26 protein-coding genes and 2 pseudogenes are annotated in these 24,652 nt (G+C 33.9%); 12 read left to right on the top strand and 16 right to left on the bottom strand.

The genetic code is table 11. The features are described 5' to 3' along the window. Nucleotides 1-142: 142 nt before the first annotated feature. The 5 genes from FSZ17_RS07000 to FSZ17_RS06980 form a co-directional block, all read right to left on the bottom strand. Nucleotides 143-625, bottom strand: a complete 483-nt coding sequence (locus FSZ17_RS07000; protein ID WP_057776660.1) for a DnaA N-terminal domain-containing protein — start codon at nucleotides 623-625, stop codon at nucleotides 143-145. A gap of 1,149 nt (nucleotides 626-1,774) precedes the next feature. Further along, on the bottom strand, nucleotides 1,775-3,547 hold the full coding sequence (locus FSZ17_RS06995) for a DUF927 domain-containing protein (RefSeq protein WP_185150676.1): 1,773 nt from the start codon (nucleotides 3,545-3,547) through the stop codon (nucleotides 1,775-1,777). A 589-nt stretch (nucleotides 3,548-4,136) separates the two neighbouring features. Beyond that, on the bottom strand, nucleotides 4,137-4,982 hold the full coding sequence (locus FSZ17_RS06990; protein WP_057776662.1) for a hypothetical protein: 846 nt from the start codon (nucleotides 4,980-4,982) through the stop codon (nucleotides 4,137-4,139). A gap of 84 nt (nucleotides 4,983-5,066) precedes the next feature. Further along, the gene (locus tag FSZ17_RS06985; RefSeq protein WP_057776663.1) at nucleotides 5,067-6,188 is read right to left on the bottom strand and encodes a replication-relaxation family protein; all 1,122 of its coding nucleotides are present in this window, start codon (nucleotides 6,186-6,188) and stop codon (nucleotides 5,067-5,069) included. Between the two features lie 302 nt (nucleotides 6,189-6,490). Further along, nucleotides 6,491-6,706 (bottom strand): hypothetical protein, encoded by a 216-nt coding sequence (locus FSZ17_RS06980; protein WP_057776664.1) that lies wholly within the window; start codon nucleotides 6,704-6,706, stop codon nucleotides 6,491-6,493. 170 nt (nucleotides 6,707-6,876) lie between these two features. Here FSZ17_RS06980 and FSZ17_RS06975 point away from each other — a divergent pair, with 170 nt between their 5' ends. Together FSZ17_RS06975 and FSZ17_RS23665 are read left to right on the top strand one after the other, a co-directional pair. Further along, on the top strand, nucleotides 6,877-7,455 hold the full coding sequence (locus tag FSZ17_RS06975) for a hypothetical protein (protein WP_057776665.1): 579 nt from the start codon (nucleotides 6,877-6,879) through the stop codon (nucleotides 7,453-7,455). A gap of 391 nt (nucleotides 7,456-7,846) precedes the next feature. Then, nucleotides 7,847-8,149 carry a hypothetical protein gene (locus FSZ17_RS23665; RefSeq protein ID WP_228460337.1) on the top strand — a complete coding sequence of 101 codons (303 nt, stop codon included), beginning with the start codon at nucleotides 7,847-7,849 and terminating at the stop codon, nucleotides 8,147-8,149. Nucleotides 8,150-8,806: 657 nt separating this feature from the next. On the opposite strand, the gene FSZ17_RS06965 is transcribed toward FSZ17_RS23665, so the two are convergent. Both FSZ17_RS06965 and FSZ17_RS06960 read right to left on the bottom strand, forming a co-directional pair. After that, complete coding sequence (locus FSZ17_RS06965; protein WP_228460298.1) at nucleotides 8,807-9,217, bottom strand: DUF3885 domain-containing protein; 411 nt, start codon at nucleotides 9,215-9,217, stop codon at nucleotides 8,807-8,809. A gap of 200 nt (nucleotides 9,218-9,417) precedes the next feature. Further along, the gene (locus tag FSZ17_RS06960) at nucleotides 9,418-9,669 is read right to left on the bottom strand and encodes a hypothetical protein (RefSeq protein ID WP_057776666.1); all 252 of its coding nucleotides are present in this window, start codon (nucleotides 9,667-9,669) and stop codon (nucleotides 9,418-9,420) included. A gap of 755 nt (nucleotides 9,670-10,424) precedes the next feature. Here FSZ17_RS06960 and FSZ17_RS06955 point away from each other — a divergent pair. The 4 genes from FSZ17_RS06955 to FSZ17_RS06940 all read left to right on the top strand — a co-directional run bounded on the left by FSZ17_RS06955 (nucleotide 10,425) and on the right by FSZ17_RS06940 (nucleotide 14,052). Then, nucleotides 10,425-10,580: a YvrJ family protein gene (locus FSZ17_RS06955; protein WP_082625446.1), complete on the top strand. Its 156-nt coding sequence runs from the start codon at nucleotides 10,425-10,427 to the stop codon at nucleotides 10,578-10,580. A 150-nt stretch (nucleotides 10,581-10,730) separates the two neighbouring features. Continuing rightward, entirely contained in the window at nucleotides 10,731-11,339 is a 609-nt protein-coding gene (locus tag FSZ17_RS06950; RefSeq protein ID WP_057776667.1) for a sigma-70 family RNA polymerase sigma factor, read from the top strand. Beyond that, a complete protein-coding gene (locus tag FSZ17_RS06945; protein WP_057776668.1) occupies nucleotides 11,336-11,587 on the top strand; it encodes a helix-turn-helix domain-containing protein in 252 nt (83 codons plus the stop codon). The genes FSZ17_RS06950 and FSZ17_RS06945 overlap by 4 nt, the downstream gene beginning before the upstream one ends. Nucleotides 11,588-11,748: 161 nt before the next feature. Further along, nucleotides 11,749-14,052 (top strand): glycoside hydrolase domain-containing protein, encoded by a 2,304-nt coding sequence (locus FSZ17_RS06940; RefSeq protein ID WP_057776669.1) that lies wholly within the window; start codon nucleotides 11,749-11,751, stop codon nucleotides 14,050-14,052. 68 nt (nucleotides 14,053-14,120) lie between these two features. Here FSZ17_RS06940 and FSZ17_RS06935 read toward each other — a convergent pair whose 3' ends face one another. Further along, the gene (locus tag FSZ17_RS06935) at nucleotides 14,121-14,660 is read right to left on the bottom strand and encodes a hypothetical protein (RefSeq protein WP_057776670.1); all 540 of its coding nucleotides are present in this window, start codon (nucleotides 14,658-14,660) and stop codon (nucleotides 14,121-14,123) included. A 190-nt stretch (nucleotides 14,661-14,850) separates the two neighbouring features. On the opposite strand from FSZ17_RS06935, the gene FSZ17_RS06930 reads away from it, so the two are divergent. After that, entirely contained in the window at nucleotides 14,851-15,450 is a 600-nt protein-coding gene (locus tag FSZ17_RS06930) for a hypothetical protein (RefSeq protein ID WP_057776671.1), read from the top strand. Between the two features lie 136 nt (nucleotides 15,451-15,586). Here the strand turns inward: FSZ17_RS06930 and FSZ17_RS06925 are convergent, their stop codons facing one another. Further along, nucleotides 15,587-15,862 (bottom strand): site-specific integrase, encoded by a 276-nt coding sequence (locus tag FSZ17_RS06925; RefSeq protein WP_146846622.1) that lies wholly within the window; start codon nucleotides 15,860-15,862, stop codon nucleotides 15,587-15,589. Between FSZ17_RS06925 and FSZ17_RS06920 the strand changes: the two are divergent. After that, nucleotides 15,860-16,459, top strand: a pseudogene (locus FSZ17_RS06920) (serine/threonine protein kinase); the annotation flags it as partial. The gene FSZ17_RS06925 and the pseudogene FSZ17_RS06920 overlap by 3 nt on opposite strands. A gap of 51 nt (nucleotides 16,460-16,510) precedes the next feature. Here FSZ17_RS06920 and FSZ17_RS06915 read toward each other — a convergent pair. Then, nucleotides 16,511-16,822: a DUF3885 domain-containing protein gene (locus tag FSZ17_RS06915; protein ID WP_228460297.1), complete on the bottom strand. Its 312-nt coding sequence runs from the start codon at nucleotides 16,820-16,822 to the stop codon at nucleotides 16,511-16,513. A gap of 622 nt (nucleotides 16,823-17,444) precedes the next feature. Here FSZ17_RS06915 and FSZ17_RS06910 point away from each other — a divergent pair. From FSZ17_RS06910 to FSZ17_RS06900, 3 genes are all read left to right on the top strand, one after another. Continuing rightward, nucleotides 17,445-17,846 (top strand): hypothetical protein, encoded by a 402-nt coding sequence (locus FSZ17_RS06910; RefSeq protein WP_228460296.1) that lies wholly within the window; start codon nucleotides 17,445-17,447, stop codon nucleotides 17,844-17,846. A 281-nt stretch (nucleotides 17,847-18,127) separates the two neighbouring features. After that, nucleotides 18,128-18,397: a twin-arginine translocase subunit TatC gene (locus FSZ17_RS06905; protein WP_057776672.1), complete on the top strand. Its 270-nt coding sequence runs from the start codon at nucleotides 18,128-18,130 to the stop codon at nucleotides 18,395-18,397. 191 nt (nucleotides 18,398-18,588) lie between these two features. After that, complete coding sequence (locus tag FSZ17_RS06900; RefSeq protein ID WP_057776673.1) at nucleotides 18,589-19,083, top strand: DUF4871 domain-containing protein; 495 nt, start codon at nucleotides 18,589-18,591, stop codon at nucleotides 19,081-19,083. A 250-nt stretch (nucleotides 19,084-19,333) separates the two neighbouring features. On the opposite strand, the pseudogene FSZ17_RS23660 reads toward FSZ17_RS06900, so the two are convergent. After that, a pseudogene (locus FSZ17_RS23660) lies at nucleotides 19,334-19,487 on the bottom strand (IS110 family transposase); the annotation flags it as partial. A gap of 322 nt (nucleotides 19,488-19,809) precedes the next feature. On the opposite strand from FSZ17_RS23660, the gene FSZ17_RS06890 reads away from it, so the two are divergent. Continuing rightward, nucleotides 19,810-20,004: a zinc-ribbon domain-containing protein gene (locus tag FSZ17_RS06890; RefSeq protein ID WP_057776674.1), complete on the top strand. Its 195-nt coding sequence runs from the start codon at nucleotides 19,810-19,812 to the stop codon at nucleotides 20,002-20,004. A 112-nt stretch (nucleotides 20,005-20,116) separates the two neighbouring features. Here FSZ17_RS06890 and FSZ17_RS06885 read toward each other — a convergent pair whose 3' ends face one another. The 5 genes from FSZ17_RS06885 to FSZ17_RS06860 form a co-directional block, all read right to left on the bottom strand. Continuing rightward, a complete protein-coding gene (locus FSZ17_RS06885; protein ID WP_057776675.1) occupies nucleotides 20,117-20,626 on the bottom strand; it encodes a hypothetical protein in 510 nt (169 codons plus the stop codon). Nucleotides 20,627-20,804: 178 nt separating this feature from the next. After that, entirely contained in the window at nucleotides 20,805-21,416 is a 612-nt protein-coding gene (locus FSZ17_RS06880) for a hypothetical protein (RefSeq protein WP_057776676.1), read from the bottom strand. An 886-nt stretch (nucleotides 21,417-22,302) separates the two neighbouring features. Continuing rightward, complete coding sequence (locus FSZ17_RS06870; RefSeq protein ID WP_057776678.1) at nucleotides 22,303-22,806, bottom strand: hypothetical protein; 504 nt, start codon at nucleotides 22,804-22,806, stop codon at nucleotides 22,303-22,305. Nucleotides 22,807-23,056: 250 nt separating this feature from the next. Then, nucleotides 23,057-23,743, bottom strand: coding sequence for a hypothetical protein (locus tag FSZ17_RS06865; RefSeq protein WP_057776679.1), 687 nt, complete (start codon nucleotides 23,741-23,743; stop codon nucleotides 23,057-23,059). Between the two features lie 137 nt (nucleotides 23,744-23,880). After that, entirely contained in the window at nucleotides 23,881-24,357 is a 477-nt protein-coding gene (locus FSZ17_RS06860) for a GNAT family N-acetyltransferase (RefSeq protein ID WP_057776680.1), read from the bottom strand. Between the last annotated feature and the right edge of the window lie 295 nt (nucleotides 24,358-24,652).

Here is a 24,652-nt window from a genome sequence, read left to right as displayed (position 1 = left end):
AATAATAGAGTAGCCAACAAATTTAATTATGTTGGCTGCTTCACTCCAGAAATATTCAACTTGCAATTACATTCTGGCATTCCCAATAGAAATATAATGGACAATCCCGTTTATAGGGTAAAATAAACACCTGTTCAGCTTACTAACTTTTAATTAAGGATCGAAACCATTTATGACCTTCCTCTTCTGCGTCCTCTCGAGACTTCATGTCGAAATACCACTTCATATTTTTATAAACCTCTTTGATAGTTTCTTCTGGAACATTAGCATCTTTACAAGCTAGGAGGAAATATCCTAATGCTTGATTTTGATCCAACCCTTTAATCCTTGATGTGAAAGACAAATTTTTTTCTTCATCTAAAGTCTCGCTACTCACAATCTTAATAACAAAATCCCTCCCCCCTACTTCTTTTATTTTTTCAAGTAAAAGCGGCTTATATCTCTCTTCTACCCAATCTTTAGAGATATCATTTTGAGTTGTAATTATGATAGTTTGATCTTCTACATGAGCAGTTAGAGGAGCAATCCAGGTATCAAAAGACGGCTTAGATATGCTTTTTCTAATTTCATCTAAAGCTTTTTCCCAAAACTCGAAAATATTATTTTTATCAAAAATATCATTCATATGGCTACCTCTTTCATAACTTTTCTAATAATAAAATAGTATTATAAGCTAAAAGAAGTAACCTACCCTGCCGACCAAGCTTGTGTAGGTTACTCCCCTTAGTACCACACCCTGCTGTGGTTACTATAATAAGAATAGTAAATTTATTACAATAAAACAACTTTATTCTACTTTTAGCATATTCAGTGGATCTACAACCTCTTTTACTAGTTTCAACAATTTTCAATTACAGATACCATCATTCCGAAGTCTACAACAGTAAGAGGTGTTCTTTTTTTCACTCATAATTAGTTTTTTGAGCGATGCACCTAACAAAAAGTAAATGCTTTATTCTAATATTAATTCCAATATTCCTTCTTATTAAACCCTTCTTTTTGTTGACGAAACTATATTAAGAGATGCTAGAATATACCTCTGTCTTATTTAATGAAATTATTTTTAATTAATGTTTTTCACTTTTTTAGCACCTTTTTATTGTAAGCTTTCAAATGGGTTTTAGACGGTACTATTAGCCCTGTACACTAACCAATCATAGATAGGTCTAACCTTCAATTACTAGTCCATATTTATCTACTATTCCTTCAAATTGTCGACAAAAGGGGTTCGAATGATCTCATTCCGAACCCCTTTTTCTATTTTCATACTATTGAGGAATTATACCTCTTTTCCATTAATCAAGAACCTCTTTCCAGTGCCTTCCTCAAACGGCAGAGTGTTTAGGATTCTTTTATATAAATCATCAATCCATATTGGTTCCCTCAACATTTTTACGTTCTATTCTGCCTCTGTTTTGAAAATCTCCTGTTACAAGACGGTACTTTTTAGCTAATTGTTGTTGTTTTTTTCCCAGCTGCTTTTGCCAAAATCTATACTTGATTTTTCAAAACATCCTTATTTCATAGTTTAATTAATATATTTATGTGCAAAAGTTGATCATCCGTTTATTTGGTAAAGGCTACAGAAGTTACAAGGTTACACATAATATAAAAATAGTATTACCCTTTTACATAATTCCCCATGGTTTGTTTAATAATTCTATTGTAACCTTGTAACACGTAACTCTATCATTCATAAGCAGGAAATTTCAGTTATATCAGGTGTTAAACGTTATCTGTAAGAAACTTTCCGTGTAACTCCTTGTAGCTTACATTATTGTTTATTAAAGTCTAATCCCATATCTTCAATGAACTCTCTTTTTACTATAATTACACGGTGACTAGAATTGCAATGCTTCACTGTCTTGTAATCAATCATTTTTCCATCCCTATTTTCAAATGGTTGTGTGTACCCTTTTTTCAGCCACTCTGCACGAACCATTTTCTCTTCTAAACCCAGATAATCGTGTAAAAAGGCAGGTGTTAGACAAATGGTTTCAAACTTAAAAATAGCCTTAGTGCTGAATGGTTCAATATCGTAATATACATTATTTCTAGAGCTGTCTAGTAATAGTAATATTTGCTCAAGTAACTGTTTTGGCTTATCAGTTGCCTTATTTTCATCAGCTATTTCATCATATAAAAAATCCAATTTTTTGAAATCTATATCCAATTGAAATAGCTTCTTTACTACAAAGCCAGCAAATACAACAGCTGCATAATACATACTTAAACGAATTAACACTTCATTACACTTAGCCTTGTTGAAATAGTGTTCTTTAAATCTACCAAACAGCGGAATGAAGGAATCTTTATGTTTTTTCCATAACCTTACAAACTCCAAGCCTATTGCCCCAAAATCGTTATTAATCGCCTCATAAAGCTCAGAAAAGAACTTGTAATTCACATTGCTAAACGGTTCATCAAATAAGGTGATAACACGTGCTGCCGCACCACCAGCCTTTCTTGCATATTCCGTTAAAGAAACTTCTCCAGTACTAATAAGGATATTCCACCAATTCTTTTCTCCTTGAGAACCATTTAAGCTTCCACGCCCTTTGGAGCGCCCTCCACTGAACTGATAGATTATCTGCTGTATAATATGGGGGTCTACTTTTCGAGAATCATCTAGAAAGAGCGGAAAGCTGTTTAAGAATTCAGCTTTACGTTCAATAGATACCATGGTTGTATTCCATTCATTAATAAGCCCATCAGTACCCCAAATACTTCTTGCTACTTGTAAAGCAGTTGTCTTTCCTTTTGATGTACTCCCAGATAAATCTACAATAAATGGCGGTACTCGTAAATCATGAAGCATTACCGATGCGAACGATGACAATATTAAAAATAAAGGCTTAGGAAAATCTTTTACTATTTCAAAAACACCCGATACCCAACCTTCCACCGTGCCTATTATTCTAAATGCTTCTAAGAGTTGTTTATCTCCACTATCTGCTGGGATGATATTTATATCATCATCTAAGACAAGCGGATGAATTAAAGTGTCGTTTATATGTCCTAGATGTTCCACCATCGCTTCCTGTTTTAATTCATTATTTATTAAAAATTCATTAAAGTAATCAATAAGGTTTTTACAATTCAAGTCGTTGACTGCCAAACCTTTGTCCGCTAATGTTATTAGTTCCTTCTTGGTAGCAATTTTAGAAGCTGCAACCACTTCCCGCTTTATTTTTTTCCGTTCTATCCAAACAATTTCATAATAAACATCATTTCTTTCTAAATTTATAAACTCTCTTGCAAGAATAGGAGCTGTTCGTGAAATTACTCTCTCTTTTTCCTGCTTTCCAAGGTTATTTTCTTCCCTTTTATCAAGCTTTGAAGCTATGTAAATCAATTTATTATCTTTGATACTATAAAATTTTGGTATAATAAAGTTCTGAGAGAATTCTTTAATTGAAACAGGTTCTTGGATGGAACCTGTTTCTGCTTTGTAGTTTTCGATTTTTTGAGCATTTTCTTTTAAAGTACGGCAATCCTCTTTTTTTAAATGATCAAGTTCAGACAGTAGCTCAATTTTTGATAACAACACAGACACATTGTCAAGTATCTCCTCATTTGGAATTGATGGGAGAAAGTTTACTATGTCATCTTTATACATGTTTCCAACCTCCTTCTAACGGTTTCCCTTTTTCGAGTTCATCCCTGGCAATTCTTATGTGTCTACCTACCATGATTGATGGGAAGTTTTTTCTCGAATGAGCCTATGAACCCTTGCATCCTCATTTCGCAATGCTTTAAAAGTGTTTCATATAATCTCACCTCCAAATATAAAATTGTACAAATCAACAAAAAAAGAAGCACCTCAAATAGCTTTCGCCACTTGAGGTGCTTCCTCGCAGATAAGATATACTATTTAATTATTGATTTACTATTTAAAATAATTTACTTTCTTTTAATTGTCAATAGTTTTGATTATTGTTTCTATATTCAATTTTTCATTCATAATTAAATTGCAAATTTACGGTGTTCTAAAATCTTATTTACAAATGATATAGCCAGAGTAGAGACTATTTATTATTTCCCTCAAAATTGTTTAAACTCCGTAATATCCGTTTACCCACTGATAATTTGCTTTTTCAGGTTGGAAGTTACGATCCAGAATATTTAATCCAATCTTACCAACTGTTCCTTTCTAAGAACGGATTTTCTTCATACCCAAAATCATGCTCAAATAACCAAGACTCAGAGTTTAATTTCTCAATAATTTTATTCAAATTCTCGTTAATTTCTCCAATCTCACTGCAAAACTTTTTTAATTTCTTCTGTCTTTTTTTATCATAGAATCTCGAAAGTGTGCTAGGCAGTTCCTGTCCGGTGAGATTTACAAAATTTAATGTTAAATCATTAATTTCTTTAATTGTTTTTGAGTGTTCTTCTATCATATCGTTCAGCTCCATATACTTCCTATAAACGATCTCATCAAATTTTAAACAACTATGTTCTTCCCTAACTATTTCGTTAATAGCATGATATCTTTTCATTGCCTCTTTAGAAATGCGGTCAATAAAGTTATATGATGTACATAAGTGACTAAGCTTTAAATCTTCGAATTTCGTACCATTATTATGATCCATAACATAAACACTAATTTTTTTATCTCTAATTCGAAAATAGTACTCTACAAGAGGCTCACGAATACTTCTTGCTATATAAATAAAACCCTTTGTATTCCTGTCACCTTTTGCCAATCTTGATTTACTAATCAGATCTTCAAAGTTTGTCCATTGAATTATATCAACATAATCCACATCCAACGGAACATATATTTTTGCATTAAATAGAGGAACCTCTTCAAAGAATTGTTTGAAAAGACCTGGTAAAGAATTTAATAAAGCATTATCTTGATATATTTCTTGTTGATCTTTTGTAAGTGTTTGACCATTAAAGTTAATATCATATAACTGAATCTTTCCTACCATTTCTTTAAAGAAGTTCATATCATTCATATCCATATAAGCCATCGTCGTTCTCCCCTTACACTATAAATTTTGGTTGGCTTTTTTTATTTCCTAATTTTTCGGCAAAAACAGAACATACATTCCCATCTAAAAAAAGTATCTTCCTAGCCCCCAAAAGCGACTGTTTTTTCTTTTGACTTCCTCTAGTTCTTCCTTTTGACTTTCTTCTATCAATTTTCGTTCCCTTACTTGCTGATTTCTTTTCTGTTCCAATCTAGGATTTTCTTTTTGAAGACCTTCTAAGATAGACCTATGTATTTCGTCTTCCCTATGTTTCTCCTTGTTTAACTTTTGCTGTTCCCTATTTCTTTTCTCAATTAAAGGATTAACTTTAGATGGAATAGAAATATCTACTTTTCTTAAAACATCGGTTTTTTCTTTCAGAAGTCCGAGTAGAGTGTATTTTGAATATTCGTTTTTTCGATTAAATATAAAAACAGGAAAATCATAGACATAATGTTGAAGTCCCTCACATGCTGCTCTTAAAATCGTATGAAGCCTAATGTCTTTCTCAAATGGAAGTTCGGATTGTTTAGTTACAATAAATATTCCATTCCATGCTCTTTTATGGTTTTCCTCAAAACAATAATCTAGATATTTTTTATAATTGGTGAACTTACCTAACAAGCTGCTAAATCTCTCATGTCCAGTGTCGACTTCCAAGGACCAAACTTTTTCGCCAATCATAATTTCTCCATCGGGTTTAATACTTGCTGTTTTTTTTATAGTAGATGAAGAAGAGATTTGTTGATTAAAAGTATAGTTTTGAACAGCATAATAATTATTTCTGACAGGAAATTGTTTATTTCTAGTAACAAAGTCAAGAAACAACATAGTGTGTTCAATATATCCCGTGGATGGGCTTAGCAACTTCGCATCAAAATCACCACAAATCTCGTCATTGAAACCTGCCATAGAATTCTTGGGATCAATAATTACATTTTCTTTTACATACTCAACTCCTTTTTTCGTCAGATTATGAATTAATTCTCGGGAGTACGGGTAACAACTAGAAGACTCAATTAGTTTAGCCTTTTTTAGCATAGATACAAATTTAGAAATATTCGCCTTTTGGCCTGGAATATCGGATTTCAAATGACTATAAAGAATTCTTCTTAGATGTTCATTTGTTAGGCCTCTGTATCTATAAATCAAAATTAGTATTCTATGCTGCATATTATGAATTTTAATGTTACTCCAGAGCTTCATATGTAACACTCTCCTTTCTTCATATTGACTTTTCAACCTACCTTTTTATTTAATACTAGAAAAACGTGGAACAGAAAAATAGCAACCCACCTCTAATGGTAGCTTGCTAATGTAAATGTCCAATTTCCCAACAAAAAAACACTGTTCCAATGTAAATGTGAAAAGGACATAAAAAATCCACTAACATTTTACACTCGAACAGTGTTTTTAAAAATAATTTCTCTTACCTGCTTAGGCAAGAGCAATCAAGAAATAATTATAAATTTATTATACTATTTTTTACCTTAGAGTCAACAGAAAAGTTAATCTTTTTTATCATTTCCCATTAAAATATCTTCTAACTTTTGGATGTCCAGTTCTTTAATAATTTCATAATACATCTTTCTATGCTTCGCTATTGGAATAAAATTATTTGGGTCATCTTCATGAAAATCTACCCCTAAACTTTTTAAATACCTGATTTCTTTACTTTCAAAAAATATCGAAAATTTCCTTTCAAGATTAAACTTAATATTCACAAATTTCAGCTCCCTAAAATAACTTTAAGAATTATGAAAAAATAATGAATGGTTAATAATAATATGAGTTTTTTACAGTAAACTACATTTATTACATAATAATTATAATAGTATCAAACATTATCTGTTTTTTCAAATAATTGTATTCTTTTTTATAGGAGGAATTTTTTATGAATCAATCCAAATGTCCCCACTGTTACCTGTGTGCAAACTATAACCCCAATATAAAACTGTGCACTCTAAGAAATATAAAAGTAAATGAAGTTGGTATTGACCTTCATCACTGCATTGAGAATAAGCACCTTATACGCTATCCTTTTGCTTTATCACCTAAAAAGTATTCTTCTATTACAGAATTCCACTCTATATTCAAGAAGGATATTAACGGTAACCCATTATTTGTTGTAACTAAGAGAGGAATTGAACATGCCATTCAAGCTGGACCTGGAGTAGTTTTAATGTCCCATTCCAATAGGGGCGTACCAAAAGTACTTACCTATCAAGGTCAAAGAGAAATAATTTACGATTTGGGGTTTCGGTGTGCTTACATTGAAGCCTGTAAATATAATACACCTTTATTTTATTATTTTTATGAGAAAGAATCTAAAGGGCAGAAAGATTTGATCAACTCCTTTTTAATAGATAACAAGGACTTTATTGAAGAATTAAAGAAGAATAGGAAGCTTCTTGTTAATACAATTGTAATTCAAGATAAACTCAGTGAAGAACATCAAAAATTCCTCTCTTGAAGTCTTTCTTACACATCAGGCATTATGAAAAGCTATTTTTATTATTATTCAATTAATTCACTAATAAAATTGAAGTTGAATTACAAGCTATATTGTCGCAGCTCAAAAAAATACATTATTCAATTACCTCCCCCTTGGTACTGTTGACTTTTTGGTCTAATCAAAATTCACATTACCTATGTATAGGAGTTATGTACATTTTAATTTTGAAACAATGTAATAGGAAATTAAAAATTAAGGCTGTTTTCTAAAAGATTGTTGTTTTTTGAGATATATTTTGTAATTAGTTATTATTTTGTTAAAGTAAATATTAAAATTAAATATTTTTAAAATTATAATTTTAAAAGGGGTTAAGAAAATGTATTAGGAAACTCTCCCTAATTGGTTTTGGATAATATATTACTTGGTTTTATTAATTACATTGATAACTACTATATTTAGTGTTGTAAAAAAGAAAATGAAAAGCTTATCCATTGTAGCCATTGTATTCTGTGTAACAGTTCCAATTATTAGTTTGATTAATTGTATCGGTAGATTACCAGGAATGAATGAATTTGAATATTTAATTTTTCAATTACAACAAGGTGCTACTTGGTCTATCTTTACAATTGTAGGCTATTTATATTTATTATTTTGGTGGGTTTTATTCCTACTCAAAAGAAAGACTAGAAATCAAATTATAGTTTCAAAATAAGACATTGCATAGACCTCGACTGAGGTCTTTTGTTACGCACTTCTCAGTATCTTGTAGCAAGACTTCAAATAAATCGAAGAAAATAAGTAATATCAACCGTAGGAAGGATACTTAAGTCATTTTATTAGGTACATTTTTTTTCATCCGCTCATGGCTATCTCCTGCAAGAAATGATTAATGAGAACGAGTAGGAAGCAATATATATATACCTATATCTTTGCATTAAATCTCTTAAGAACAGCTTTCAAACTCTTCTAATTCATTTTATATTGTTCTAAACATTTCACTATTTCTCTTTCTCATCATTGTTTTTTAATTTTCTTGCTTATCTACCGCATTCTCTTGATCTAGTCAAATAGGAATCTTTTCTTTACCCGTTACTTCAATATGAAGCGTCAATGTTATAGATATTTTAATAACAACTTCAATATATTATTACTATAACCTTGAAATAAAGTTTGAGTAAAAATACCTAACAAACCCATATTTCACGATAAATTTGAAAAATCCCTTTTGAAAAAAGATTGATCAAAAGGGACCCTTATTCAGCAGATTTCAGTTTGATTTTTATAAAAAAGTTTGATGATTTTCTACCTATTTTGTTCCACAATCGCGCCCGATTGTGGAATAAGACTATTAAGTAGTTAAACGAAAAGATTAAGATTTTTCCTGCAATTCCCAACCACTAAAAGTTTCAAGGAATTTGTCATGTAGTTCTTTATCTGCGCTTATAATTTCACATCCTCTATCATCGTATAAATGAAAAATACAATTAGTATTAACATTTATTAAAAAAACATCAGGTGCATAAAGGCAATGTGCCTTTCTTAATCGAGGTTGTAAAGAATGGAAATCCTCATGAATTAATGTTTTCAAAAGGTGTTCTAACTTCAAATTAGAAACTTTACAGAACAATGTCATTTGCTGAACAAATAAATTATCTTCATCGAATTGCCATTGGAACTCATGTAAGTGCAAGGAATACTTTAATTTTTGTTCATTTACATATCGTTTGAAAAAGTTAGGATAAACTACTTTGTTTGTTTCATGGGGATATGAATTTACCACCACTAGACCCTGTACCAGCGTAGCTGACACAGACCGCAAAGTAAGAAGAAAAAATTTCCTGAAACTGTGAGTATCGAAACTTTTTTCTTTCTAAGCCCCTTTGTCCGCTGGATAAGACGGGAATTACTGTTACTATGCCACAAAGTTCCCATACCATTAACAGAAATGGAACTTTACTCTGAAATACGGTTTAGTTATTACTAATTATTTACATCTACTTTGCGTGTGGTGTCAGCTACGCAGGTATTACCCCAGATCACGGTAAAGTTTCTTTTAAGCACATTTATCTGTTCTTTTTCATCCAGTACCATTAAAAGATCTCCATAATCAAAATCCCATTCTGCCTCATCATTTCGATATCCATATACAAAATACCTTTTACCTTCGTCTTGGCGGTAATCCACCTTTAAAACATTATATGATTGTTTGATAATTTCAAAATTAAATTCCATCTAATCACCTCACCAATATATTTTCCAAATAAATAGAAAAAATCCATGATGAAAATAAATTGGCAGATCTAAGAACTGAGGAGAGTTCCTTGGTTCTTTTTTGCGTTCTTTAATTATACAGGGTTCAATTTGGCTTCTCTTTTGTTATTACCCTAGTACAAAATACCGATCATAAAAAAGTTTTGCCGAACGGTTGTGAAAAGGAACCGCCATGGCTCTTTATGATTACGTAACCAAAACAATTAAGGAGTGTGGAACAAAATGGCATGTAAAGAAACGTATCCAGGTATCTGTTCAAGTGAAACAAGGGTGACCGTCTGCGGTTCATCTTACTCAGCAAGTGCCATCTCTGGCAGTGTCCTTGTGAATACCCCATGTACATTCAAATACACGATGACATTGCAACGATGGGATCAAAATATCGGGCAGTGGTTTGATTCAGGATCACGCACCGGATACAGTAACGATGGGATCTCCCAAACATTCAATTTATCTAGGAACAATTTTGACTATCGCCTAAAAGTAGAGCCAAATGGGTCTGGGGCGCGCGTTTGCTATTCGCCAGTGTTTAGACACTAAACGCCTGCTATTCCTAGCTGTGTGACGACTCAAGAATAAGAAAAGGAACCTCTCATGTGATTTTTTGCCTGAGAGGTTTTTTATATAAAAAATCGTGTTAATGGTTGTAAAATCTAGTGCCGAACGTTCTTTATCTAATAGGTAGGAAAAAAATAAGCATAAAGAGAGGATTCTTTATGAGTACAATCGATATTCCTTTATGGACTACTATTCTGGGCAACTTTGGATTCCCTATTGTGATTACCACCTACCTCTTTTTGAGGTTTGAGAGGAAATTGGAAAAGTTAGAAGAAGTCATACTGAAATTAGCGGAGGTCATAAACAAAAATTAGGAAAAATGAAATCGTCTGCGTAAATTCTCCAAAATTATACAAAATTTTGGTACAATTTAAGAGAGGTAAAGCTAGTCAAATAGGAAAGACCTATTTTTTTTGGTTATTAATACGAACGTACGTTTCGGAAAGGAAGGTGGACGTTTGAAAATGCGCAATTTATCGATGGATTTGACAGGGTATTTGAAGGCGAACGAAGATCAATTGAAAAACTCTATCATTCATTCATTTTTGGCCATTCCGGGAAATATGGAGCTATTAAAACAGGTAATTGAAGACCCAACCGATCATTTAATCCATCAATTAGATGAATCGTTTAAGGAATTTTACTTTCGGATCTGGTTTACTAGCTATCTATCTAAGACCATTCATTTTCACTCCATCAACTTTGATAAGAGGCATAGGCAAAATGCCGATAGGTTTAGATTGATCCTGGATAAACCTTTGAGCAGCGAAACAGAAACATCACTCCTCGATGTGCTGGCGACAACAGAGTTCAAGGACGAACTGAGTGAGATTGAGATGTCATTCGGAATCGAGGACCAGCTTACGAATTATTGGCTATACGAGGGGTATCGGCAATTGACGGAAAATCAGCGCCAAATTATAAGTTTGGCCTATCTTCATGGTTTGACCGACTCAGAGATAGCCCATAAATTAAACCGATCCCAGCAGGCGGTTTCAAAAAGTCATGCGAGGGCTTTGAAGAAAATGAGAGATTTTCTCGAAACGGCAAGTAAGAGGGAGGAACATAGATGAGAGATAGTTTATACACGCTTGTAAAACGATCCAAGACGGATGTTCAATCAATGAATAGGGTTATCGAGACGTTTTCCCCGAAAATCCTATCTTCCCTGAACCAAACCAACCATCAGGATAGGGAAGATTTATCGCAAGAGATCAAAATGAAATTGTTGCTTTGTATAAAAAATTTTGATGTGGAAAACACTCCAGGCTATTTTCAAATGATGGAGCAACTCAAAGAACGAGACGTTGCGCAGCGATGAATCATAAATGAGATTTGGGGGATGGGAAGAAAATTGTGTAAACGGGTTGTATTTAACCATGTGAGTCTTTCTTTATTAAGTAGCTGTTCATAGGAACGTGGGGAACGCTTCCCCGAAGTTCCTATGAGTAAGTACAAACTAAAACGAAGGAGTGTTTGGATATGGATTTAATGGTCTTGATGGTTCAAGAATGGGTCAACAGCACATATGGAGGACGAAACGGTTATGTGCCAGCTCCGGAAAACGGAAAAACAGGGTGGTCAACGGTATATGCCCTCACGCGTGCCCTACAGATTGAATTGGGGATTGGAACCCCAGCCGACAGTTTTGGACCTGGTACAAGTTCCGCTTATAAGGCTTGGGGTGAAATGGAATTAGGGAAAGTACCCGAAACGACGAAAGGGAAAAATATCGTTCAAATCCTACAGGGGGCTTGTTATTGCAAAGGTTATGATCCAGGCCGCTTCCATGGAATTTTTGATGAGAACTTAAAGAATGCCGTGATTCGACTGCAAACCGATGCGGGATTGCCCGTTCGTAACGGAAAAGTATATGATTACGTGTTTAAAGCGTTCCTGACCATGGATGCCTATGTTCTGACAATCGGCGGCGATCCTAGAATTCGGCAAATGCAGCAGGAATTGAATAACAAATATTATACAACGTCCGGCGTGCAGCCATGTGACGGCCATTATCAAAGAGGAACGAATAGAGCGTTGATCTATGGCATTCAAACAGAAGAAGGGATTGAGCCAAGCCTTCAAACAGGCAGCGTGGGTCCGACGACCAGGGACCGATTGCCGACATTAAGTTTAGGTAGCAGTGGCAACTTTGTTAAGTTGCTCCAATATGCCCTCTATGTGAACGGGTTTGACCCTGGATCCTTTAGCGGGATTTACGACAGTGCCGTCAGACAAGCCGTACTGAGTTTTCAAAGTTTTTGCATGTTGCCTGCTGATGGTGTCACTGGAAAGCAAACATGGCTTTCCGCTTTAGTGAGTACCGGGGATTCAACCAGAAAAGGGACGGCTTGTGATTGTGTAACCATGATTACCCCTGCGCGGGCACAAGCTCTGAAAGCGGCAGGGTATCAGACAGTGGGGCGTTACTTAACGAATGTGCCTAATTCCTCGTTGAATAAAAAAATCCAACCTGGTGAGCTGCAGAACATCTTCAACGCTGGATTGACTGTCTTCCCAATCTATCAGACGATCGGGAGTTATTTGGACTATTTCAGTCTTGAACAAGGTCGCATTGACGCTCAGGCGGCGTTGAATGCCGCCAGGGAGTATGGCTTCTTGAAGGGTACAACCATTTATTTTGCTGTGGATTTTGACGTCCTTGGTCACGAAATAACAGAGAATATCATCCCTTATTTTATTGGGGTGAACGAGAGAATGAGTAATCTTGGGGGTATTTATAAAATCGGGGTTTACGGGCCAAGAGCGGTTTGTATCCGAGTTTCTGCGCAAGGGTTGGCCACAACAAGTTTTGTGAGCGGCATGTCCACTGGATATAGTGGTAACCTTGGTTACCCTCTCCCTGGGAACTGGGCTTTTGACCAAATTTCCACTATTTCGATCGGTTCTGGTACAGGCCAAATCGAAATTGACAACAATATCAAGTCTGGCAGATACAATGGGGAAAGCAAAGTAGACCCTCAAGCTCAATACCCTGACAATCCAGACATGTCGAACCACGTATTCTTTGATTTAGTGGATAAAATCTATGATATTGCGTTTGATCACACGGGTGGGGATATTCCAGAGGCAAATATACTCGTATGCCAATATCTGAGAGGAAAGCGTTATTTTGGATCTCTTTGGAATATGGCAGCTGGTTTTTTGGATGACGAATTTATGGCTAAGGTAGATAGTCAATTAAATAACCCACCCATTAATGAAGTCTACGATCCAAAATTTAAGGTCGATATAGGTGTTTATCATTTAGCAGCCACCCTGAATAGTGTTTTACATCATGGAACGATCAATAAGGCCATTGTGGATTTTGCTGGTTGGGCCGGGGATTTGGTTGACGCTGCTGGGACATCTGCGGTTGCAGAGGGTTTCGACTCAGCTTATGACGCAGCATTACACCTAATTGGGCATCTCGATGAAACCAAGAGTAGGTTTTCAATGACCGATTTTATAGGGGATGTGGATGCGGTGAACATCGGAAATATGCTCCTCAATATCCCACAGCCAATAAATGGTTTATTGCGACATTACTATGAAGATAGATATAAAGTACGGTTCAGTCTATTCTTTGAAAGTCGATTCTCGGGAGACCCTAATTTAGTGCAATCTCAAAGCACATATATACTGACATCGGATGAGGCGGGTATGCTGGAGTTGCGATGGTTATTCATGACTGCCATTGATACCCCTGGTTTTTCCGTTGAGGACGGGAAAGAAGTGGCCAGGGCCTTCAAGGACATCCTTGTTCGGCTATCAAACGAAGAATAGAGTTCTCGAATCAAAAAGGCTAACCACCATATGGCGGTTAGCCTTTCTTCTTTGAATTTGGCGTCGAGTTAATCGTTTTGGTATTGCAATTCAATCGTTTTAAACTGGTGCTTATAATTAAAAGCATAATGGACGATTAATGTATTGGGTGACTCCCATTCCAATTCATAAGCCCCTTCCGAAAATGGTTTGTATTCCCGATCTACATCGAGCCTGGTCTTGGTCAAAGCGGTCATGAATAAGCCTGAATTGGAAATCTGGTAAAGTTTTACATACCCTTTTTCGATCACCACAAATTTTTCGCTTTGATCGGGTGAGGAGAACGTGGTGTATTTGGTTTCCATGAGCAGATTCGGTGCGCTAGTCACTAAGATGAAAAAGATCCCAACCCCTATCGCCATCCATTTCATCCCTTTATCCGTTAACATATATACAGCTGAAATGACGGCTGCAATAATGAGCAAGGCGCTTATGGTATGATGCCCGATGCCTTTGGATGGCGGCCCTAGTTGAAAGTAAACACCCTTTGTATCCATCACCAATTGTATGAGCAGAAGGAATACGCTGACACCAAGGCAAATGATGGCCATCTTATTACGTTTGATCATTTGATTTAACCCTCCCTTACCTTTGAGAACCTATCGCACAAAGTATATCATAATTAAGTTCAAAACATTGCGAGAACTCTTGTATATGGTTGGAAAGACGAATATAATGGATATGTAAAATATTAGAAGGTTGCCATCATTCATTTTAGAAGAATGCGGGTCATGGTTTCTGTTAAAGGGAGGACTGTTTTTGAAAATCATTAAAATCGGATTGGTCGGTATGTTGGCAGCCGGATTGTTGACGGCATGTAATGGAAATGACGCTAAATCGGTTGCGAAAACGGACGATCAGCCAGCCGCGATTGAAAATGATACGGTTGAATTTTCTCCGGAAGCAAAAGAATGGATTGCTGAAATGGCGGCGGAGTTCAATCGGGCACCGGAGGAAAGTTTTGATGAATTAAAGCAAGAAGATGTTGGATTTGTTTATTATACAAAAACCAATGATCTCTATGAAAATATGCAGCACTATATTGATGACAAAAATGAAAGTTTCGATGAGGACTTTGCCAACTTGCGAATGCTTGCAGCTGGAATAAGCCATGATCAATTTGAACGGACCGCCCATATCGATGATACGGGGAAAGAAAAGGACAACCTTGAACATGCTGAGGATTGGAAACCCGTACCGGCAAGCATGGAGACGGCGTATCAATACATGGGACAATTACTCAACGATTTGGACGTTGCCATCAATAAGGGCGGCAAAGGGAATTCTTTTGGAGTGTCACACTTAACGAATGGCGACAAGGTGAATGAACTGGAGTCGTTTATAAAACAGGACAGCTGATAAAAAACACCTTTCATTGGAGAGGTGTTTTCTTTTCGCCGATTAGTCGAATCACTATTTATCTTTGAAACTTACAAAAAAACCGGACAACGGGGTAGTACCAGCGTTGTTGACATCACCCGCAAAGTAGATGGAATTAAATTGGAAATTTATTGATTACTTCGTTATATTCTTGTTGGGCATCCGTAATAGCCAGCTTTGAGTAGACCTCCAAGGATTTTCTGCTTTCATGGCCTGAGTATGGTTGAATCAAAGCATCATCGATTCCTTGTTTTTTCAACCAAGTTAATAGAAAATGCCGTAGCTTGTGTGGCGACAGATTTTGGGCAAGCCCTGCTTCCTCTGAGTATTTAGCTAATATTTTGCGAACACCTCGATCCGTATATTTCTTATTCCATGATGATTCCCAAATTTAATAAAATTGATGAACCATTTCCCCATTGAAAATGGATATGCAGCAGTATTTGAATGGTTCGAAGGTGAATGCCTGCATTCTCACTGGTCTTTTGCTGGAATAGCTAAATATACTCACCCACAATCGCCGTTCTATCGTTTTAAGAATCTTGAAATTAAAAAACGCATTGATGCACTTAATACAATTTTTGCTTTTCATACTTATGTAGAATCACAAGGATATGTTGCCGTAGATTTTTATGATGGAAGTATTTTATACGATTTTAAAAATCATCAAACAAAAATATGTGATATAGATTTTTATCGTATATCACCTTCTGTAAATGATTTAGGGGAGCATTTTTGGGGTGCTACAAGATCTAAATCTCCAGAAGAGTTTACTCTAGGAAGTCCTATTGATTCAAAGACCAATGTATTTACAATGGGAGCAATAGCATTTGGGTTGTTAGGTGGCGAATTGGATCACTCATTTTCAAAGTGGGAAGCCAACAAGAAATTATATGAAGTAGCAATTAAAGCTGTCGAAAAAGAGCGAGATAATCGTTATTCAACGGTTAAAGAATTTTATGAAGCGTGGAACATCGCTTTAAAATAATAATTTTTATTAACTAAGGGTGATACATCGGAAGGTAATCACCCTTTTTTTTCACGTTATTTTTGATTGTGAAGAATCGCACTTATAATTACCAATAATATCCATCCACTTTGCGGGTAGTGACAGCAACGCTGGTACTACCCCCACTAAGACGTCATCCATTTTCTTGAAAAGTATAGAAACAATAGCAGATACCTGTTCATAAATCGTGTTAAACCTTTCCATGTTAAGGCGATTATTATCACCAATCTGATAAATATCATTTCCTAATTCTAGATGTATACCGATTTTCCATTGATGGTAAAAATCTGGTGTTATAGAAAGGCCATCAAAATGTTTTCCCATAATTTCTTTTAGTTTCATAAATATCGACTTTTACTCCCTTGCTATTTTAGTTATTTATAAATTGATTTTCATTGAATTTTAACATAAATATTAAGCTTACTTCTTATACAAGATAATGGCCCTTTAGTTGAACAATACAAATGAAGTTTAAGGTCAAAAGAAAACCCCTATATTAATATAACGGGTTCAATTTAGGGAAAGAAAACATTAAATAGTCATTGATTTAGAATACATTTCGCATAGAGATTTGGTCTTCATTTTTTATTGTTATATCAACATTTATAGATAAATTAGTATAGAAATAACAGTACAATTAACAAACGAATTAACAAGCGGACAATAATTATTGTCCTATGTAATATTGATATGTTTATTTAGGTGCTAATTTTAGTGCTAAAAGCTGTTTGTAGAAATTCAATATTGAGGATTTTTTATATCTAAGGTAATAAATGCGGATAATAATGTCTAAGCATGTTTCCAGAAAAAATTCAAGGACGTGGTAATTATCAAGATATTAAAAATCTTCGTTTTGTGTATTATTTTGGCCTACTCGATTTCTTACGGAGCTAAAGCTAACTACACAAGTGAAGAATTTCAAAAATCGCTTTTTGACATTGGTTTCAAGGAAGTTAATGTTGCGTTGCAAGAAAGTAAAGACCATTTTAAAAAGGATATTGGTTTGCCAATACAAATACCTCCAATTGAATTTACACACATTTTCGGCAGGCTTAGTGACTTGGATGGTGACATAAACGATGGTTTTGAAATTGAATACCGACATAAAGATAAACCAAAAAATCACTATATGATTAGGGTAAAGCCATTAACGTACGGTTTACCGATAAGGGAGGAGCATATTGACCAAACCTTAAAACTTAAAGATGGAAGCAAAGCGATTTATAGTACAAAAATCGCAAGAGGATTTAATCTTTTGGTATTCGAAAAAAAAGGTTGGCAGTATGTTCTAAACATTAACAAAGCTGTTTCAGACCAAGCAACACCAGAAATTTTAGTAGAGATAGCCAACTCAGTAAGTCCATAATCAAAACTACAAAAAAAGCATCGGTTTAAATGACCGATGCTTATCTTGTGGTATTTAGAAGTTTTAAGTTTATCCTGCAAACTGTACACTTTCGCTCTGGCTTTTGCTGGTACAAACTCCATAATTCCCACAGGTCTTATAATCATTACCTTCCTCAATACCAAGCAGCCAGCTGTATTCCCCTAATCTTATTATCTATTTTCTTTCGCTACATTTTCAGCGTTTTTATTGATAAAAAATCCCCACAGTAGCCACGGAGGAATAACAAAACATATTTTATCATGTTACCTTCACTACTTAATTTTACTACTGGTGTTAATGAAAAGATTGGTATGGTACAAGCATATGGTGCATTAGAATATTTCAGGTTCGTTTTTAATACTGTTATACCTGTAACTGTATTATTCCAAATGCCTCTCGTTATCTTATTATTAACAAGACTAAATATCATTAATCCATTTATTTTAAGAAAATCTCGAATAATAGCTTATTTCATTCTAATTATTATTTCTGTTATTATCTCACCACCAGATTTAATTTCGGATCTTTAGTATTTATTCCACTGATTATACTATTTGAATTTAGCGTTTTACTTTCTTCATGGGTTTATAAAAATAAGCTAGAACTTAAAAATAATACTTCAATTGACTCTTGATGCTAAAAATTATTCAATAAGTATATAATAGTATTATTATGGAATATTTGATAATGAGTCTATAAAAAGCTGAAAGGTTGAGATAAAATGAGAACTACTTTGTTATTTTTAATTAGTGTTTTCTTTGTAATTTCAGCGTGCAGTCCTAATAGTCAAAATACTAAAATTGAAGATAAACAAAAGGATGGTGAAGAAAAAATTAGCTACAATCTCACTCCCACATTCATTACGGAAGGTCATGAAATGAGAGGAATTGAAGGGAGGATAGGGTTTCTTAATTTAAAATTTAAAGCTAAAGAATCCCAAAAAGTACTATGGCACTTTTGGGGTGAAGAAAATGAAATTTCTGGAACATTTAAATTAGAAGGTACGCATTTATTGTCTGGTAAAAAAACTCCATTATTAGTTAATTTAAATACGCATGAAAAGATATATGAATCTATTCAACCTTATACACAAGCTAATTTAGGTGCTATAAAGTCAATGCCATCAACTTTATTATTTGAAGAGCCAGGTGTTTGGCAGTTAAATGTTTTTATAGACAATAAGCACTTTGCTGAATTAGTTGTAGAAGTTGATTAGTGTTTATTTCTAAGTGGTAGCCTTACAGTTACCTTGCACAATCCTTTTCAAAAATGTTCCTCTATAGTTAAGCTAAAAAAATTAAACAGCAATTTTCATTACAAATTTATCTATAAAAAAGTATATATTTTATTAAATGTAGCATTCTAAATTTCTTGCAAGCTATTATTTTTTTCCTTTATTAGGTGAACAAAAAATAATTAGGTTTCCAGTCTTTTGACGCGCAGAAATAACCGAAAGTTTAAAATTGTTTAAGCTTGTTCAACCAGTTTAATAAAACCTCAAATCCCTCTTCACTATTTTCAAATATAAGAGGATCACCTAATGTCCACACCAACAACCAGGTGCGTATCGGAAATTTTCTCTATTAGTTGATTTTGTTTGTCTTGCATTTTAAACTCCATATTAGGGGTTCCTCCTTAAGGATTTGAGTTAGAGTGGTGTCTATACTCATATCTTACTGAGTAGCCCTATATTTTTCAAAATCCGAAAATAGCAATCTACAGAAATGCTAACCTGCTTGGTTAGTACAATAAATTCAACAAATCAAGCGTTAATCCCTTCTGAACTGCACCCCAATAGTTTATTAACAATCTCTTGCATCTGCTATAAAACTTTGTAAAGATTTTATTAACAATATAATTTGTATTTTCCATGTTCTAAAATTTTAGTAAGGACTAAGAATCGATTACTGCATATGTTCTTTTTTTATAAGGGTGCGGTTAAATGCCAAAAACAAATATTTTTTTTGATTTATTCCCAAATCTTATAGCCGAGTGGCATCCAACTAAAAACGGTGATTTAAAACCTTCGAATTTCTCTTATGGATCTAATAAAAAAATTTGGTGGATTTGTGCGAAAGGACATGAATGGGAAACTAGTATTAAAGAACGTTCTAGAGAGAGTCAATGTCCTTTTTGAACAACTTCAAAATTTACCACAATACCATAACAAACAATTATTTGTTTATTCCACAAACGCGCCCGATTGTTGAAGAGCGTTATTGAACTAAAGCTCCCGTTAGCTTAATAAATCATTTTACTATTTTTCCAGTAAGACCAACAGTGTCCGCCATAGTTCCCAAAATACACAGTGCGTAAGTAGAGTCTTCCTGAGCTATATAAGTAACTGTTAATTCCTTATCGGTAGTTTTTGAATAAATACTCTCAATTTCATAATTGGCAGTCGAATCAAAGGAATAATCTTTTATGATGCCTATATTAACGTTGTTGAATGAATCATTAGATTGTAATTGTAATGTTAAGGTTACTTTTTCTCCTTCCTTTAAATGTATAGGCTGAAAAATAATTGCCTGAGCATTATCCAGTTTCAAATCTTTAAATTCATATCCATTTTCGTCTTCTAATGGCAAAACATTAACTTCTCTAAAATCACCTAATTTCATTAAGTTTTGATGTTCTGAAGAACCATTTTGTTGAGTATTTATAGACAAGGAATTTTCATTGTTTTCCTTATTGCTTGATTCCTCTGAACAGCCGACTAAAACAATAAATAATAAAGGCAGAAACAGTTTTTTTATCATATCTAATCCTCCTGAGTGGTTTGAAAGTTCTGAAAAATCATAACATTTAATGTTTAAGAATAACATATTTTGGAACAAAAAGTTGCTCATTTGTGTTCAACTAACCTGCCCCTTTAGCTCAATAAGGAAAGGAGCTGCGCAGCAACCCCTTGTTAAACTCTTGCACCCGTTAGTGAAGTCACTCTAAATTAATTACAATTTCAAGACCTGTTGGTTTATCCTTTAAAGTGTCGCTATATTCTTTAAATACTAAATCAATTTCTGAAATATCATCAGGTAACGGTGGTGAAACAACAAAATTGTATGTTAAATGACCTATTGAGCCTCCTGCTCGTTTCTGCCAACAATCATATTGCTTGCTTATAAACAGTTCAAACGAATTATTATTGCGTCTGTTAATTCGGTCAATTGGTGAATCATCGGGCTCATCCCAATCGATATGAAGTTGTACTATGCTAGCATTCTCGTACTGTTGAATAGCAGTAACTGAATAAAAACGATCATCTATTTCTATTGATTTTAAAACAGGTAAGTGCTTTCTAAATCCAGTCGGTTCAACACGAGGTTTAAAGAAACCTTCCATTCTCAGTGCCACAAATAATGAATTTAAATATTCTTCATAAAGATCGTACTTTATAGCCCAATTAGAGATAACATCATCAGGTGGAAAACCTGGATTATTGTTTGAAAGCTCCTTACGCTGTTTTAATAAAGCACAAATTTGTTCATCAACTTGGTAAAGTTGTTTATCATAATGGTCTGTTGGACGGGGGTGTCGATTTAGCTTCATTTGGTCCCTTCCTTTCAGAAAGTTAAGGATTATCATTATTCTTATTTTAACACAAAATGGATATTTTGTAATTGTTTTACATCACACTGACCTGCCTGTTAGCTGAAAAAGCGACTGCCCCTGTTGAACAATCGCTACCCGATAGTTTAAGTACAATATTTCACAAACTTTCTTCTAGAATAGAGAAAAAGCAACCTACCTTTAAAAGGATTCCATCCTTTAATTAAAAAACATATCATTACCCCAAACAATTCCCATAAATATAAGCCACGTCAATACAGGAATTGCCAAACTTTTAATTGCTTCCAACCACTTGTACTTTTTATACCGACTTCCCAATATTCTATCGGTAATAAAAAATAATATAGATGCTCCAAGACTAACCCAGAACAATATCAGACCAAAAATGATATGCAAGGCTCCAGAAACAATAAGTTCTACCTTTTTCTCATTAACTTTGATTGCTATAAAATCTCCGACCTTATCACTAATAATTGACGTAAACACGCCATAAATTAAGATTACTGGAAAACTATACATCATATATATTGGGATAATCGTACTGGTAGATAATAAATAACTTTGGATTGAACTAAGATTTATATTACCAAAAGGATCGGGCAGAGTTAATCCTAAAATAATCGCAAAGATAGTCCCAGAAACTGACGCTGATATTATTTTCCTTGGTAAAATTGTCTTGACCCCCTATTTGTACACTTTTTCTATATTTTAACATATTGGAGGTTTCAATTTTCGTTTTTTCTTCAACTAACCTGCTTCTTTACTTCAATAAGAAAAAGCCATTCTCCTTCTTGAAGAATAGCCCCCGTTAGTCTAAGTACATTTCTTCACAAAGTAGACTTTATGTTGATGAAGAATAAATTAATTACTTATAACCACCATTAGATTCTGGTAATTTTTTATATTCATCCTTGTTTAAAACAATATCTAAAATATAATTTCGTAATTCAATTAGTTTTTTGGCATCCTTGGTGGGGTTGCAATATTCTTCAGACAAATAAAATGTAATTGTCTCCCCATTTAATTTTATTTTCCATTTATCTTCATCATATGGAATTTGCATACAGCTTTTTTTCTTTGGTTCAAGTTTCTTTGGTTCTAATACATTTATCTGTTTCATTTTTTTATATACCCTTTTTATTTCTTCTTTTGTTAATGGTATTTTTTCAGTTATGGTCCCATCAACTACTAAATCTTTTGTAACTGTATTATCAAAAGTATTTATTTCATTTTTGCTCCCTACACCAAATTGTACTAAAAAATCAAAGTCATTCGGCATTTCATCTGGCATTGAATTTTTAACACTACAACCAGAAATCACTAAAAGTACAATTGTAATAAAAAGACTTAAGGGGTTTCTAATTGTCAATTTCTATCCCTCCTTCATCTTCTTAGACGTGTCTTTTTATAAAAAGTTCCTTTAACCTCCTTATTAAACAAACCTGTCAGATAGTTTAAGTAAAAAAATTTCACCAACACCATACCATCATTTCCAGAAGTATTCAATTATTCTTGATATTCTTCCTGCATTAAATGACCCTATTACTGAAAAAGGCACAATTCTTCTTCAAGAATTGCGCCCGATTCTTGAAGATTAGCTCATTGGAATATCCTAATAATTAAGGTAATACTGCCACTAAGGCAAAAAATACGACTACTGAAAACGGAATAATATATAAACATTGCTTTTTTCTTTTCGGTACAAGAAGTAAAATTATAATTATCATTAAAGCATATAATATTTCAGTGCCAAGCATATAAAAATAGTTTCCCTTACTTATAAGAACATTTTCGTATTGCATGAATTTTTCATAATACTTTACCGTAGAAAGATAGATTTTATACCCTTCAAATGCAATTACGGAAATTGGTAACGCTATAATAATACTAGAAATTAAGTGGTCAGCACGAGAAAACCACATTATGTAGGCTGGAATTATTGATAGTAATGCAGCCAAGAACCAAAAAACAATATACTTTATTGGAAAAAGGCTAAGAATTAAGATCGTATACATGTAATACGAAAATAGCATTGAAATAAGGAATACAAAAACACGTGTTGCGGCTAATTTGGGAGTGTAAGAGTAGGCAGCTACCAAGGAAAGAATAAATATCCATACACCCAAATTACTTCCAACTAACCCTAAGAATGAAAGTTCGTTAGGAATTAAAGTCGAATCAAGTATTTTAGCAATAAGACCTGATGCAAATCCAAAAATGAAAGAAAATAAAACAGAATATGCTTTCTGCTTTTTGCCCATTTCATTATTAGGACGTATTCCATTAAATTTTAAAAATACACTCATAATTAACCTTCCTTCTAGATTTAGAAACACATTTTTACGTCTGTCACAGTTAATGTTTTCCCTTGATAATCTTCAATAATCTGGCCCGATTCCGGCACACTGTACTCCTGGAATCACGCCCTATAGTAGAAGATGAGTTAAGTATTTTGCAACAATAAATTCATTACAAACTGTTCACCAATAGGACCAATTTTTCTTTTACCTGTATCTTCAAAACCTACTCTTGAGTACAGTCGCTGAGCAGGAATATTTTTATGATTAACAACTAAAACGATTTCATCACAATTAGGAAATTCAGTTTTTACAAATTCACTTAGTAAGAGCATACCTTGTTTAGCATAACTTTTCCCTTGCTTCGCATGATTAACAGAAAATGCAGTTAACAACATAGCTTTCGGATTATCCGAATACTCCTTTACTCGTTCAGTTGAATGTAATAAAAAAAATCCTACAGGTTCATTCTCGCTTAAAATAACAATTCGATGTTGCCCTTCTGTCACCTCTAAAATCTTTCTTGGTAAAGCAGTGAACTGCCCTTGTTCTTCAGGGAGTTCAAAAGAATTTAATACATCTAAATATTCATTCGAAAAATGTTTTAATTCAACTTTTTCCATAGACGTGGTTGCTCCTTAGTTTTTTTACTATATATTACCACAGGAACATATATTCGTAATCTACTATTAATAAACTATTCCTTTTAGTTGAACAAGAGTGTTCAACTAAAAGGCCCGATTACTGAAAAAGGCACAATTCCTCTTCAAGAATTGCGCCCGATTGTTGAATATCGCTATTGAACTAAAGCCCTGTTACTTGAAAAAGAAAAAACATTTAAGCACCAGTAGTAGTCAAAAAATACATTCCAATAAGTATAATCATTATCACCAATATACCTATGAAAAGACGTTTCAA

Origin of the sequence: Cytobacillus dafuensis, from assembly GCF_007995155.1 — a bacterium.
GTDB classification, from domain to species: Bacteria; Bacillota; Bacilli; order Bacillales; family Cytobacillaceae; genus Cytobacillus; species Cytobacillus dafuensis.
Note: the sequence above shows the minus strand (reverse complement) of the source record. Positions and strands in the feature narration are given on the sequence as shown.

What these genes read in the sequence shown, in the direction of transcription:
- FSZ17_RS06860 (WP_057776680.1), bottom strand. Translation starts at nt 24,357, where the DNA reads ATGGAAAAAGTTGAATTAAAACATTTTTCGAATGAATATTTAGATGTA.
- FSZ17_RS06915 (WP_228460297.1), bottom strand. Translation starts at nt 16,822, where the DNA reads ATGAAACTAAAAGAAATTATGGGAAAACATTTTGATGGCCTTTCTATA.
- FSZ17_RS06900 (WP_057776673.1), top strand. Translation starts at nt 18,589, where the DNA reads ATGAGAACTACTTTGTTATTTTTAATTAGTGTTTTCTTTGTAATTTCA.
- FSZ17_RS06950 (WP_057776667.1), top strand. Translation starts at nt 10,731, where the DNA reads ATGCGCAATTTATCGATGGATTTGACAGGGTATTTGAAGGCGAACGAA.
- FSZ17_RS06960 (WP_057776666.1), bottom strand. Translation starts at nt 9,669, where the DNA reads ATGGAATTTAATTTTGAAATTATCAAACAATCATATAATGTTTTAAAG.
- FSZ17_RS06935 (WP_057776670.1), bottom strand. Translation starts at nt 14,660, where the DNA reads ATGATCAAACGTAATAAGATGGCCATCATTTGCCTTGGTGTCAGCGTA.
- FSZ17_RS06880 (WP_057776676.1), bottom strand. Translation starts at nt 21,416, where the DNA reads ATGAAGCTAAATCGACACCCCCGTCCAACAGACCATTATGATAAACAA.
- FSZ17_RS07000 (WP_057776660.1), bottom strand. Translation starts at nt 625, where the DNA reads ATGAATGATATTTTTGATAAAAATAATATTTTCGAGTTTTGGGAAAAA.
- FSZ17_RS06940 (WP_057776669.1), top strand. Translation starts at nt 11,749, where the DNA reads ATGGATTTAATGGTCTTGATGGTTCAAGAATGGGTCAACAGCACATAT.
- FSZ17_RS06890 (WP_057776674.1), top strand. Translation starts at nt 19,810, where the DNA reads ATGCCAAAAACAAATATTTTTTTTGATTTATTCCCAAATCTTATAGCC.
- FSZ17_RS06905 (WP_057776672.1), top strand. Translation starts at nt 18,128, where the DNA reads ATGTTACCTTCACTACTTAATTTTACTACTGGTGTTAATGAAAAGATT.
- FSZ17_RS06975 (WP_057776665.1), top strand. Translation starts at nt 6,877, where the DNA reads ATGAATCAATCCAAATGTCCCCACTGTTACCTGTGTGCAAACTATAAC.
- FSZ17_RS06945 (WP_057776668.1), top strand. Translation starts at nt 11,336, where the DNA reads ATGAGAGATAGTTTATACACGCTTGTAAAACGATCCAAGACGGATGTT.
- FSZ17_RS06885 (WP_057776675.1), bottom strand. Translation starts at nt 20,626, where the DNA reads ATGATAAAAAAACTGTTTCTGCCTTTATTATTTATTGTTTTAGTCGGC.
- FSZ17_RS06985 (WP_057776663.1), bottom strand. Translation starts at nt 6,188, where the DNA reads ATGAAGCTCTGGAGTAACATTAAAATTCATAATATGCAGCATAGAATA.
- FSZ17_RS06955 (WP_082625446.1), top strand. Translation starts at nt 10,425, where the DNA reads ATGAGTACAATCGATATTCCTTTATGGACTACTATTCTGGGCAACTTT.
- FSZ17_RS06990 (WP_057776662.1), bottom strand. Translation starts at nt 4,982, where the DNA reads ATGGCTTATATGGATATGAATGATATGAACTTCTTTAAAGAAATGGTA.
- FSZ17_RS06865 (WP_057776679.1), bottom strand. Translation starts at nt 23,743, where the DNA reads ATGAGTGTATTTTTAAAATTTAATGGAATACGTCCTAATAATGAAATG.